The following is a 12182-nucleotide window of genomic DNA, read 5'->3' as shown; positions in this document are numbered from 1 at the left end:
AGCAATGGCCTCCGAGGGAGAGAACCAACCGTGATCACCGCGATCGTCCTCATCAAGACCAGCGTGGACCGGATTCCCGAGATCGCGGAGCGGATCGCTTCGCTGGAGAGCGTCACCGAGGTCTTCTCGGTCACCGGTACGTACGACCTGATCGCCATGGTGCGGGTGAAGGAGCACGAGGATCTCGCCGAGGTCATTCCGGGCCGGATCAGCAAGATCCCCGGGGTGGAGGGGACGGACACGCACGTGGCGTTCCGTACGTACTCGCAGCACGACATCGAGGCCGCGTTCGCCATCGGACTGGACAGCTGAGAGCGGCCACGGCCCGATCATGAAGAGTTCTTCATCCTGGGCTCATCCTCGTGGCGGGGCCTAGGCCGCAGGATCGGCCGCATGGTCTTCTCGCACCGGATCGCGGCGCTGGCCGCCGTCGTGGCGATCCCCCTCGGCATCGCCGCGACCAGCTTCGCCCTCACCGACAACCCGGAGTCCCCCAAGGTCCCGGCCAAGGTGGAGCTGGACAGCGGCTCCCCCACCCCGACCCCGTCCCGGCCCTCACCGCCCCCGAGTGACGAGGTCGTCTCGCGGCCCCCGGTGACAGACGGCCCCACGAGCGACGACGATGCCGACGACGGCCCCGACCGGGAGACCGGGGACGACGACCGGGGCGAGCCCGGGGACGACGGCTAGAGGTGTCCCGTCGGGAACGTTCAGGGAGTCGGCGAGTTCAGGGGAGTCGGCGGGTGACGGCACTGCGGCTGAGGTTCTCCCCCGCGGGCGCGTGTGTGCCGGTGAGCGGGCACACGGCGTCCGGTGCCCGGACGGGGCGTGCGCGGTCCCGTCCGGGTCGGCGTGCCGCCTGCTCACCGCCCGGCCCCACGCCGTCGCCATGACCCGGACGACACCCCCCGACCCCGTGCGCCGCCGGATCTCCGCGCGGGTCCGCATCCTGCTCTGGCTGCTGCTCGTCATGGCCGTCGGGCTGGTGTCCGTCGCGACGACCACGCGGTCGATCCTGTTGCGGGACGTCGATCACCGGGTGAACGGGCTGCTCGCACAGGAGGCGGGCGAGTTCGCGAACTTCCAGGAGCGGGGCGTCGACCCCGAGACAGGGCGCCCGTTCACCGACCCGTCCCGGCTGCTGCGCGAGTTTCTGGTACGCCAGTACGCCGATCCGGACGAGGAGCTGATCGGCCTGGTGGTCCGGGCGGGCCGGACCCCGGCACAGTTCATCCAGCCGCGCGACATCCCCGCCGCCGTTCCCCTGCACGAGGACGCCGACGCCCGCCGCCGTATCCTCGACTCGCCCGACGCCACCGGCACCGTGCACCGGGCGTCCGGCGAGATCCGCTGGGCCAAGGTCACGATCGCCCGCGCCGGCGGCGAGGCGGAGGCGGCCTTCGTCGTCGCCTTCCACCCGGGGCGCGAACAGGCCGCCGTGAACGCGGAGTTCCGTATCCTGCTCGCCATCTCCGGGGTCGCCCTGCTCATGATGACCGGCATCGGCTGGGCGGTCTCCGGGCGGATCCTCAAGCCGGTGCGGCTGGTGCGCACCGCGGCGGCGCAGCTCACCGAGCAGGACCTCACCCGCCGTATCCCGGTGCACGGGCGCGACGACATCGCCGCGCTCGCGGAGACCTTCAACGCGATGCTCGACCGGCTGGAGCGCGCCTTCGCCGCCCAGCGCGAGTTCGTCGACGACGCGGGCCACGAGCTGCGCACGCCGATCACCATCGTGCGCGGCCATCTGGAGCTGATGGGCGACGACCCGGCCGAGCGCGAGGAGACGATACGCCTGGTCACCGACGAGCTGGACCGGATGAGCCGCATCGTGGAGGACCTGCTGCTGCTCGCCAAGGCCGAGCGCCCCGACTTCGTCACCGCCGAGCCGGTCCAGCTCGCCGAGCTCACCGCCGACGTCTACGTCAAGGCCCGCACCCTCGGCGAACGGGACTGGCAGCTCGCCGAGGTGGCCGACGTCGAGGCCGAGCTGGACGCGCAGCGGATCACCCAGGCGATGGTCCAGCTCGCCCAGAACGCCGTGCAGCACACCGCGCCCGGGCAGACCGTCCGGATCGGCTCGCGCGCGGACGGGCCGGGCGTCGAGCTGTACGTCGCCGACTCCGGCTGCGGTGTCCAGCCGCAGGACGGCGAGGTGATCTTCGAACGGTTCCGGCGCGGCACGTCCCGCCGCGGCGCCCGCGGCTCCGGAGCCGGGCTCGGCCTGTCGATCGTCCGGGCGATCGCCGAGGCACACGGCGGCCGGGTCCGGCTGCGCGACACCGACGGCGGCGGCGCCACCTTCGTACTGGCACTGGGAGAGGCACACACGTGAACCGCATTCTCATCGTCGAGGACGAGGAAAGGATCGCCTCCTTCGTGCAGAAGGGGCTGCGCTCCAACGGCTTCACCACGACCGTCGTCGGCGACGGCGACGCCGCCCACGAGTACGCGCTGACCGGCAGTTTCGATCTGGTGGTCCTGGACATCGGCCTGCCCGGCCGGGACGGCTTCACGGTGCTGCGCGAGCTGCGCGAGGCCCGGGTGACGGTCCCGGTGATCGTGCTGACCGCGCGGGACTCCGTACGGGACACGGTGGCGGGCCTGGAGGGCGGCGCCGACGACTGGATGACGAAGCCGTTCCGCTTCGAGGAACTGCTCGCGCGGGTGCGGCTGCGGCTGCGTACGGCGGCACGGGCGCCCGAGGTGACGGTGCTGCGGTCGGGTTCGCTGACCCTCGACCTGCGCACCCGTCGGGCGCGGGCCGACGAGCGGACCGTCGACCTGACGGCCCGTGAGTTCGTGCTCCTGGAGCTGTTCCTGAGGCATCCCGGCCAGGTACTGTCCCGCGAGCAGATCCTGTCGCACGTGTGGGGCTACGACTTCGACCCCGGGTCGAACATCGTGGATGTGTACGTGCGGGCACTGCGCAAGAAGCTCGGGGCCGAACGGTTCGAGACGGTGCGCGGCGTGGGGTATCGCCTGTCCACCTGAAGTCCCCTTCGGCCCGCGTGAAGTCTCCTTCATGTACGGCTCATCGACGGCTCACGGCCCAGGTGAACCCTGGATGACGTGACCCTGAACCTCCGACTGGGCGTCGGCCTCTGCGTCGCGTTCTCCCTGTGCGCGCTGCTCGCCGTGCCCGGCAACTTCGCCGGACTCGGCGCCGACGCCCGGCTCACCCTCGCCGTGTTCGCCCTGGCGACCTGCGCCTGGATCGCCACCCCGGTCGACGACACGTACATCGCGCTGGGCGCCGGACTAGCGCTCACGGTGACCGGGGTGATCAGCAGCGACACGCTCTTCGGCACCCTCGGCGACTCGACGGTGTGGCTGCTGATCTGCGCCTTCGTGCTGGCGGCCGCGGTGACCCGGACGGGGCTCGCGGGACGGGCGGCGGCGTTCCTGGTCGGCGGGGCGCGGACCGTGCGGCAGCTCGTGCACCTGACCACGGCCGCCCTGGTCGTCACGGCGTTCGCGGTACCGGCCACGTCCGGCCGGGCCGCCCTCGCACTGCCGGTGTTCCTCGCGCTCGCCAAAGCTCTGGCCGACCGGCGCCGGCTGGTCGTGATGCTGGCGCTGCTGTTTCCGACCGTGATCCTGCTGTCGGCGGTGGCGACCCTGATCGGCGCGGGCGCGCACCTGATCACCGTCTCGGTGCTGTGGCAGGCCACCGGCGACCGGATCGGCTTCACCGAGTGGCTGCTGCTCGGCCTGCCGCTGGCCGTGGCGTCGTCCCACCTGGCCGCCGAAGCCGTACTCCTGACGACGACTCGGCGCGCGGACCGCAAGGGCCCCGTGCGCATCACTCCCGAGCAGATCCAGGAGCACAGCGACGAGCCGGTCACCGGCCCCTGGTCGCAGGCCGAGAAGCGGTGCGCGCTGCTGCTCGGCACGGTCGTGGTGCTGTGGTGCAGCGAGCCGCTGCACCGGGTGCCGCCTGCGGTCGTCGCGCTGATCGGCGCGGTGGTGGCGGCCTCGCCGGCCCTCGGCACGGTGCACCTGAAGGACGCGCTGAAGACGGTCCCCTGGTCACTGCTGTTGTTCATGGCGGCGACGATGGCGATGGGCGTCGCGCTGGCCGATTCCGGGGCGGCGGAGTGGCTGGTGGCCGAGCTGCCCACGGGAGTCAGCCCGCTGCTGTTCCTGGCCGTGGTGATCGCGATCAGCACGGCGGCCCACCTGGTTCTTCAGTCCCGCTCGGCCCGTTCGTCGGTGCTGGTGCCGCTGGTGGTCGCGGCGGCGGTGGGGGCTGGGGTGAATCCGGTCGCCGCCGCGCTCGCGTCCACCGCCGCGGCGGGCTACTGCCACACGCTCCCGGCTTCTGCCAAGCCGGTCACGCTCTTCTCCGACCTTCCCGGGACCCCTACCTACACGCCGCGCGACCTGTTGCGTCTGTCCGCCGTCCTGGCGCCGCTGACGGCCGCGCTCGTCCTGCTGTTCGCCGTGGCGGTGTGGCCGCTGCTGGGCGTTCCACTGTGAGTCGCCGCGTCATGCCGTCGGTTGTCTGCGGCGACGTCGTGGCTGGTCACGCAGTTCCCCGCGCCCCTAAGGGCGTTGCCCTCGGGGCGTTGCCGCAGTGCAGCGGCCTCATCCGACCTGCTTAGGAGACCTCTGATGCTGACCCGAGTAGTCGTAGCCCCCAGTGGCTTCAAGGAGTCCCTGTCCGCCCAGGCCGCCGCCGATGCCATCGCGGACGGTGTCCGACGGGTCCTGCCGGATGTCGTGATCGACCTGATCCCGCTGGTGGACGGCGGCGAGGGCACCGCCACCGCGCTGGCCGCCGCGACCGGCGGACGGCTCGTCGCCCTGCCGGCCACGGGCCCGGTGGGCGAACCGCTCGGCACGCACTTCGCCCTGCTCGGCTCGCGGGACACGGCGCTCGTCGAGATGGCCGCGGTGGCCGGGCTGTCCCTCGTCCCGCGCGCCCTGCGCGACCCGGGCGCCACGACGACCTACGGCGTCGGCGAGCTGGTCCGCGCCGCGCTCGACACCGGCGTACGGCGCATCCTGGTCGGCTGCGGCGACTCGGGTACGTCCGACGGGGGCGCCGGCGCGCTCCAGGCCCTCGGCGCCCGACTGCTGGACGTCGACGGCTTCGAACTCCCGCGTGGTGGCCGTGAGTTGACGCGGCTGGCCCGGATCGACCCGTCCGGCCTGGACCCGCGCCTGCGGGACGTCGAGCTGCTGGTCGCCTGCAACCCGTACAACGTGCTGTGCGGCGAGCGCGGCGTGGCCCGCGTCTTCGGCCCGCAGAAGGGGGCGACGCCCGCGCAGGTCGAGCATCTGTCGGCCGGCCTGGAGAACTGGGCGGACGTCCTCACCCGCGACCTGGGGGCCGTGGGCACCGACCTGCACCACGGCCTCGGCACCGGAGCGTCCGGCGGTCTGGGCGCGGGCCTCGCAGCCCTCGGCGCCCGGCTGCTCCCCCGCTTCGACGTGCTCCTCGACCACCTCGACCTCGACGCCCGCCTCGCCCGCGCCGACCTGGTCGTGACCGCGGAGGGCGCCCTGGACCACCAGACCCCTCGTGGCAAGGTCCCGGCCGAGGTGGCCCGCCGGGCCAAGCTGTACGGCCGCCCGGTGCTGGCGCTGGCGGGCACGCTCGGCGAGGGTGCGCACGACGTGCCGGGCGTGGACGCGTTCAGCGGCATCCTGCCGGCCCCGATGGCCCTGGCGGAGGCCCTGGTGCGGGCCTCGGAACTCCTCACGGACGCCACCGAGCGCGCCCTGCGGATGATCCTGCTCGGCGCCCGGCTACCGGCTCACGCGGAGGTGTCCGGGACGCAACGGCCGTCCTCCGTGCGGTAGTTCCACCGGGCGCCGTCCGTCACGAGCTCCCGCACGGCGTTCACGAACCGCTCGACGTGCTCGTCCGGCGTTCCGGCCCCGAAGCTCACCCGGATCGCGTTCAGGGACTTCTCGCCGGGCGCCGCGTCCGGGGCCCCGCACTCGCCCTGCGTCTGCGGGTCGCTGCCCAGCAGGGTGCGCACCAGGGGGTGGGCGCAGAACAGCCCGTCGCGCACCCCGATGCCGTACTCGGCGGAGAGGGCGGCGGCGAAGTGGGAGCTGTTCCAGCCCTCGACGACGAAGGAGATGACGCCGACGCGCGGGGCGTCGTCACCGAAGAGGGAGAGGATCCGGACCTCGGGGACCTCGGCGAGGCCCGCGCGGACCTTCTCGATCAGATACTGCTCACGGGCGACGAGCGAGTCGAAGCCCGCCTCCGTCAGAGCCTTGCAGGCGGAGGCGATGGAGTAGGCCCCGATGACGTTCGGGGAGCCGGCCTCGTGGCGGGCGGCGCTCTCGTGCCACTCCACGTCGACGCCCCCGTCCCCACGCTGCGACACCTTCCGCGAGGCACCGCCGCCCGCGAGGTACGGCTCCGCCGCGCGCAGCCAGTCGGAGCGGCCGGCCAGGACACCGGAGCCGAACGGGGCGTACAGCTTGTGGCCGGAGAAGGCGACCCAGTCGACGTCCAGGTCCCGCACGCTCACCGGGTGGTGCGGGGCCAGCTGGGCGGCGTCGAGCACGATGCGGGCGCCGTGCGCGTGGGCGGCGGCCGCGAGCTCCCTTACGGGCCACAGCTCACCCGTGACGTTCGAGGCTCCGGTGACGCAGACCAGGGCCGGGCCGTAAGGGTCGCGGTCGGCGAGGGCGCGTTCCAGGGTCTCGACGGCCTGGCGGGGGGTGCGGGGCGCGTTGAGGTAGGTGACGCGGGCGTCGCGCCAGGGCAGCAGGGAGGCGTGGTGCTCGGTCTCGAAGACGAAGACCTGGCAGTCGGCCGGCAGGGCGGCGGCGAGGAGGTTCAGCGAGTCGGTGGTGGACCGGGTGAAGATCAGCTGGTCGTCGGGGCGGCAGTCGAGGAACTCGGTGACGGTCCTGCGGGCGTTCTCGAACAGGTCGGTGGAGAGCTGGGAGAGGTAGCCGGCCCCGCGGTGGACGCTGCCGTAGTACGGCGCGTAGGCGGCGACGTCGTCCCAGACGCGCTGGAGGGCGGGGGCGCTGGCGGCGTAGTCGAGCGCGGCGTAGGTGACCTCGCCACCGGTGACGAGCGGAACGGTGACATCACGGCCCAGAACGGGCAGAGAGGCACAAACGGACTGGTCGGCGGCAGCGGTGGAGACAGACATGGCGAACTCCCGTGAGGGGCATGCCGGCTGAGGGGCATGCGAGAAAGAGAAAAGGGTCTGCGGAGGCGGGGCTCTGCGGCCCTATCGCATTCGCTTGCTCACGGAAGGCTCCCTCGAACGACCAGGACCCCTGGTTTCGAGAGGGGCCCGCGCTTGCCGCAGACCTCGCTGCCTACGGCCTGGTCTTCACCCGGGGCACCCCGCCACGGACGGAGGGTTGCCGGACAGTCGGCCGGGGCCTCATGACTGTCACTCATGACCTGGTCCAATATCCTGCCACACGATCTTCAGCCCGCAAGGCGCAGTCCGGATCCTGGACTGCGCCTTGCGTCACATCGCGTGGTACTCAGGCGTTGCTGGCCGCCACCCACCGGTCCAGCGTCCGCTTCGCCGCGCCCGAGTCGATCGACTCCGCCGCCTTCGCCATCCCGGCGCGGATCTGCTCGGTGAGCGGGGCGTCGGTCGGGTTCAGCGCCACCAGGGCGGCGGCCGCGTTGAGCAGTACGGCGTCCCGTACGGGACCCGTCTCCCCGTTCAGCATGCGCAGCGCCACATCGGCGTTGTACGAGGCGTCCGCGCCCCGCAGCGCCTCCACCGGAACCAGCTCGATGCCGACGTCACGCGGGTCGAAGGCCTCCTCGGTCACCTTGCCGTCGCGCACGACCCAGACCCGGGAGGTGGCCGTGGTGGTGAGCTCGTCGAGGCCGTCGTCGCCGCGGAACACCAGCGAGGAGTTGCCGCGCTCGGCGAAGACGCCCGCGACGATCGGTGCCATGCGCGGGTCCGCCACGCCGACCGCCTGGGCCTTCACCTTCGCCGGGTTCGTCAGCGGACCGAGCACGTTGAAGGTCGTCCGGATGCCCAACTGGCCACGGGCCGCCGCCACATGCCGCAGCGCGGGATGGAACTTCACCGCGAAGCAGAAGGTGATCCCGGCCTCCTCGGCGACCGCGGCCACCCGCCCGACCGGCAGTTCCAGATTGACGCCGAGCTTCTCCAGCACGTCCGAGGCACCCGACGCCGACGACGCCGCCCGGTTGCCGTGCTTGACGACCTTCGCGCCCGTACCGGCGATGACGATCGCCGACATCGTGGAGATGTTGACGGTTTTCGCGCCGTCGCCGCCCGTGCCGACGATGTCGACGGTCTGCCCCGGCACCTCGATCACGTTCGCGTGCGCGTACATCGTCCGCACGAGCCCGGTGATCTCCTCCACCGTCTCGCCCTTGGCGCGCAGTGCCACGACGAACCCGGCGATCTGCGCGTCCGTCGCCTCGCCGCGCATGATCAGGTCCATCGCCCACGCGGTGTCGTCGGCAGCCAGGTCCTGACCGTTCAGCAGGCCGTTCAGCAGCAGGGGCCAGGAGCGGGCCGCCGCGGTGTCGCCTCCGGCGGGGGTCACAGCGCTCATAAGCCGCTCCAGGGTCAGGTGTCCCGCACTGCGGGACATGAGTCTCAACGAGGTCCACCCTATCCAGCCCGGGGCACGGCGAAGGGCCCCGTCCGTACAACGGACGGGGCCCTCAACCGTGGCGTGGCGGTCGCAGCGTCAGTGGTGGCCGTGGCCGCTCGTGATCTCCTTGTACTCGTCGACGGTCGGCTTGGGGATCTGGCCGTCCTCGCCGAAGTACGACTTGCTGAGCTTGGCGCGCAGCTTCTCGGAGCCCTTCACCTTGCGCTCGACGCCGTTCTCGTCGACCGTCGGGCCGATCTCGAGCGGCTGGTACTGCTCGTGCGCGGTGAGGGTGTGCAGCGCGTCCTGGCTGAGCGGCTCGTGCACCTCGATGAACTCACCGTGCGGCAGGCGCTTGATGATGCCCGACTCGCGGCCGTGCAGCACCTTGTCCTTGTCCCGGCGCTGCAGGCCGAGGCAGATCCGCTTGGTGACGATGAACGCGAGGACCGGTCCGACGAAGAAGCCGATCCGGACGAACCAGGTGACCGCGTTGATCGACAGGTGGAAGTGGGTGGCCCACAGGTCGTTGCCACCGCCGACCAGGCCGATCATGTACACCGTGACCCAGGCGACGCCGAACGCGGTACGCGTCGGGGCGTTGCGCGGACGGTCCAGGATGTGGTGCTCGCGCTTGTCGCCGGTGACCCAGGACTCGATGAACGGGTAGAGCGCGATCGCCATCAGCACCAGGCCGAAGAGCACCAGCGGGATGAACACACCCAGCACGAGCGTGTGACCCCAGAAGTTGACCTCCCAGCCCGGCATGTACCGGACCAGCCCCTCGGCGAAGCCCATGTACCAGTCGGGCTGGGCGCCGGTGGACACCATGTCCGGACGGTACGGACCGATGGCCCAGATCGGGTTGATCTGCGCGACCGCCGCGATGACCGCGATGACACCGAAGACCAGGAAGAAGAAGCCTCCGGCCTTGGCCATGTAGACCGGCAGCAGCGGCATGCCGACGACGTTCTTGTTGCTCTTTCCGGGGCCCGCGAACTGCGTGTGCTTGTGGTAGAAGACCAGGATCAGGTGGCCGACCACCAGACCGAGCATGATGCCCGGCAGCAGCAGGATGTGGATCGAGTAGAAGCGGGCCACGAAGTCGGTGCCCGGGAACTCGCCGCCGAAGAGGAAGAACGAGATGTACGTGCCGACGATCGGCATGGACAGGATCGCGCCCTCGGTGAAACGGACACCGGTGCCGGAGAGCAGGTCGTCGGGGAGCGAGTAGCCGGTGAAACCGGTGAACATGCCCAGGACGAACAGCAGGAAGCCGAACAGCCAGTTGATCTCACGCGGCTTGCGGTACGCGCCCGTGAAGAACACGCGCATCATGTGCACGAACATGCCGGCGAGGAAGATCAGCGCGGCCCAGTGGTGGATCTGCCGGATGAGCAGACCACCGCGCACGTCGAAGGAGATCTCCAGCGTGGAGCTGAACGCCTGGCTCATCAGCTGTCCCTGGAGCGGGACGTAGCTGCCGTGGTACTCCACCTCAGCCATCGAGGGCTGGAAGAACAGCGTCAGATACACACCCGTGAGGATGATGATGATGAAGCTGTAGAGGCAGACCTCACCCAACATGAACGACCAGTGGTCGGGGAAGATCTTGCGCATGTTGGCCTTGGCGAGGGAGTAGATCCCCAGCCGGCCGTCGGCCCAGTCGGCGACGCGCTCGCCGGCCGGTGCCTTCCCGCGCGAGCGGGACTCGGTGGTCTCTGTCGTGCTCATCCGCGCTCCCAGAATGCAGGACCGACGGGCTCTTCGAAGTCGCCGAGCGCCTCGAGGTAGCCCTCGTCGTTCACGCCGATGCGCAGCTGCGGCAGGGCGTGACCGGCGGGGCCGAAGATCACCCGGGCACCGTCGGAGAGGTCGAAGGTGGACTGGTGGCAGGGGCAGAGCACGTGGTGTGTCTGCTGCTCGTACAGGGAGATCGGGCAACCGACGTGGGTGCAGATCTTCGAGTACGCGACGATGCCCTCGTGCGACCACTCGAGCTCGCGCTTGTCCTTGATGTCGGCCGGCTGGATCCGGACGATCATCAGGGCGGCCTTGGCGATCTCGTTCTGGAAGTCGTGGTCGTGCTCCTCCAGGCCCTCCGGCTTGGCGAAGGTGAGGGAGCCGACCGCGACGTCCGAGGGACGCAGCGGCTCGTCGGTGTTCATGTTGACGAGCAGCTTCCCCTTGGACCACAGCGTGTGGCGCAGCTTGGTCCCGGGCAGCGGGCCGAGGTCGCGCAGCAGCACGACGCCGGAGAGCGGGAACAGGGCCAGCGCTCCGAACATCGTGTTGCGGATCAGCTTGCGGCGACCCAGCGCGGACTCCTTGGCGCCCTGCTTGAAGTCGGCCATGACCTTGGCCTTGACCTCGGGCTCCGCGGCGATCGGGTGGCGCTCGTCGGCGACCTCCACGTCGGACATCAGGGTGCGGGCCCAGTGGACCGCGCCCGCGCCGATGCAGAACAGCGCCGCACCGAGGGTCAGACCCAGCGCGAAGTTCAGCGCGTTGAGGTGACCGATCGGGAAGACGAAGATCGACTTGTCGTGCGGGATCGCGACGTACGAGGCGATGAAGCCGACGGTGGCGAGCATCGACACCGTGAACAGCAGGGCCACCGCGCGCTCGGACCGCCGGGCGGCCCGCTCGTCGACGTCCTGGATCCGGTGCTCGTGGGGCGGCAGGCCGGGGTCGGCGAAGGGGTTCTTCTCGTCCGCCACCGCGACGTGGGCGTCCTGCTCAGCGGGCAGGTTCTCTTCTGGAATGTCTTGGCTACTCATGACTTCTTGGCCTTTGCGGTCCGAGCGGCGACCCAGACGGCGACCGCGATCAGTGCACCGAGCCCGAAGATCCAGGCGAAGAGGCCCTCACTGACCGGCCCGAGGCCGCCCAGCTCCAGACCACCCGGGTTGACCGTCTCGTCGCTGTTGACCGCGTGCAGGTACGCGATGATGTCCTTCTTGTTCTGCTCCGACAGCGTGGTGTCGGGGAACGACGGCATGTTCTGCGGGCCGGTCAGCATGGCCTCGTAGATGTGCTTCGGGTCGACACCCTCGAGGCTGGGTGCGTACTTGCCCTTCGTCAGCGCGCCGCCCTTGCCGGTGAAATTGTGGCACTGGGCGCAGTTGTTGCGGAAGAGCTCGCCGCCCTTGCCGATGTCCGCGCCCTCGGAGCTGTACTGCTCCTCGGTCGGGACGGTCGGACCGGCGCCCAGCGAGGCGATGTACGCCGCGAGCTGGTCGATCTCGGCCTGCGAGTAGATGTTCTTCTTCGCCGGGACCTGGGCGCCCTGCGAGGTGGCGGCCGGCATACGGCCCGTCGAAACCTGGAAATCGACGGAGGCGGCGCCGACACCCACCAGGCTCGGACCGTCGGAGGTGCCCTGACCGCCCGTTCCGTGGCAGCTGGCGCAGCCGACGGCGTAGAGCTTCTTGCCCTCTTCGATGGTGAGGGACTGGGCGGTTTCCTCGGCCTGTGCCTTGCCCGCGGGCGCGAACACGGCGTACACCCCTCCCGTGCACGCCAGCGCGAGGAGTAGGACGACGACCGCCGCCAGCGGATGGCGTCGTCGTGCGGAGAGCTTTTTCACGGATTAC

At 70.8% G+C, this 12182-nt stretch carries 11 protein-coding genes and 1 riboswitch; of the genes, 6 read left to right on the top strand and 5 right to left on the bottom strand.

What is annotated here, in order from left to right:
- Nucleotides 1–30: 30 nt before the first annotated feature.
- The 6 genes from OG331_RS35485 (at nt 31) to OG331_RS35460 (ending at nt 5811) form a co-directional block, all read left to right on the top strand.
- Entirely contained in the window at nt 31–312 is a 282-nt protein-coding gene (locus tag OG331_RS35485) for an Lrp/AsnC ligand binding domain-containing protein (protein ID WP_328428302.1), read from the top strand.
- A gap of 81 nt (nt 313–393) precedes the next feature.
- A complete protein-coding gene (locus tag OG331_RS35480) occupies nt 394–690 on the top strand; it encodes a small secreted hydrophilic protein (protein ID WP_406203974.1) in 297 nt (98 codons plus the stop codon).
- A gap of 199 nt (nt 691–889) precedes the next feature.
- Entirely contained in the window at nt 890–2335 is a 1446-nt protein-coding gene (locus OG331_RS35475) for an ATP-binding protein (RefSeq protein WP_406203971.1), read from the top strand.
- Nucleotides 2332–2994 (top strand): response regulator transcription factor, encoded by a 663-nt coding sequence (locus OG331_RS35470; protein WP_406203968.1) that lies wholly within the window; start codon nt 2332–2334, stop codon nt 2992–2994. The genes OG331_RS35475 and OG331_RS35470 overlap by 4 nt, the downstream gene beginning before the upstream one ends.
- An 84-nt stretch (nt 2995–3078) precedes the next feature.
- Entirely contained in the window at nt 3079–4482 is a 1404-nt protein-coding gene (locus OG331_RS35465) for an SLC13 family permease (RefSeq protein ID WP_406210504.1), read from the top strand.
- Nucleotides 4483–4617: 135 nt separating this feature from the next.
- Nucleotides 4618–5811 carry a glycerate kinase gene (locus OG331_RS35460; protein ID WP_406203965.1) on the top strand — a complete coding sequence of 398 codons (1194 nt, stop codon included), beginning with the start codon at nt 4618–4620 and terminating at the stop codon, nt 5809–5811.
- On the opposite strand, the gene OG331_RS35455 is transcribed toward OG331_RS35460, so the two are convergent.
- From OG331_RS35455 to OG331_RS35435, 5 genes are all read right to left on the bottom strand, one after another.
- Nucleotides 5766–7133 (bottom strand): aminotransferase class V-fold PLP-dependent enzyme, encoded by a 1368-nt coding sequence (locus tag OG331_RS35455; protein ID WP_406203962.1) that lies wholly within the window; start codon nt 7131–7133, stop codon nt 5766–5768. The genes OG331_RS35460 and OG331_RS35455 overlap by 46 nt on opposite strands.
- A 144-nt stretch (nt 7134–7277) precedes the next feature.
- A riboswitch (SAM riboswitch) is annotated at nt 7278–7394 on the bottom strand.
- Nucleotides 7395–7479: 85 nt separating this feature from the next.
- The gene (trpD, locus tag OG331_RS35450) at nt 7480–8544 is read right to left on the bottom strand and encodes an anthranilate phosphoribosyltransferase (RefSeq protein WP_406203959.1); all 1065 of its coding nucleotides are present in this window, start codon (nt 8542–8544) and stop codon (nt 7480–7482) included.
- A 138-nt stretch (nt 8545–8682) separates the two neighbouring features.
- Complete coding sequence (locus tag OG331_RS35445) at nt 8683–10320, bottom strand: cytochrome bc complex cytochrome b subunit (RefSeq protein WP_406203956.1); 1638 nt, start codon at nt 10318–10320, stop codon at nt 8683–8685.
- Nucleotides 10317–11366, bottom strand: coding sequence for a Rieske 2Fe-2S domain-containing protein (locus tag OG331_RS35440; RefSeq protein WP_406203953.1), 1050 nt, complete (start codon nt 11364–11366; stop codon nt 10317–10319). Before OG331_RS35440 ends, OG331_RS35445 begins: the two co-directional genes overlap by 4 nt.
- Nucleotides 11363–12175: a c-type cytochrome gene (locus tag OG331_RS35435; RefSeq protein WP_406203950.1), complete on the bottom strand. Its 813-nt coding sequence runs from the start codon at nt 12173–12175 to the stop codon at nt 11363–11365. Before OG331_RS35435 ends, OG331_RS35440 begins: the two co-directional genes overlap by 4 nt.
- Nucleotides 12176–12182: the final 7 nt, after the last annotated feature.

Source organism: Streptomyces sp. NBC_01017, from assembly GCF_045162795.1.
In the GTDB taxonomy this organism is placed as follows: domain Bacteria; phylum Actinomycetota; class Actinomycetes; order Streptomycetales; family Streptomycetaceae; genus Streptomyces; species Streptomyces machairae.
This window is presented reverse-complemented; position numbering and strand designations above follow the sequence as displayed.

What these genes read in the sequence shown, in the direction of transcription:
- OG331_RS35480 (WP_406203974.1), top strand. Translation starts at nt 394, where the DNA reads ATGGTCTTCTCGCACCGGATCGCGGCGCTGGCCGCCGTCGTGGCGATC.
- OG331_RS35460 (WP_406203965.1), top strand. Translation starts at nt 4,618, where the DNA reads ATGCTGACCCGAGTAGTCGTAGCCCCCAGTGGCTTCAAGGAGTCCCTG.
- OG331_RS35440 (WP_406203953.1), bottom strand. Translation starts at nt 11,366, where the DNA reads ATGAGTAGCCAAGACATTCCAGAAGAGAACCTGCCCGCTGAGCAGGAC.
- OG331_RS35445 (WP_406203956.1), bottom strand. Translation starts at nt 10,320, where the DNA reads ATGAGCACGACAGAGACCACCGAGTCCCGCTCGCGCGGGAAGGCACCG.
- OG331_RS35455 (WP_406203962.1), bottom strand. Translation starts at nt 7,133, where the DNA reads ATGTCTGTCTCCACCGCTGCCGCCGACCAGTCCGTTTGTGCCTCTCTG.
- OG331_RS35475 (WP_406203971.1), top strand. Translation starts at nt 890, where the DNA reads ATGACCCGGACGACACCCCCCGACCCCGTGCGCCGCCGGATCTCCGCG.
- trpD (WP_406203959.1), bottom strand. Translation starts at nt 8,544, where the DNA reads ATGAGCGCTGTGACCCCCGCCGGAGGCGACACCGCGGCGGCCCGCTCC.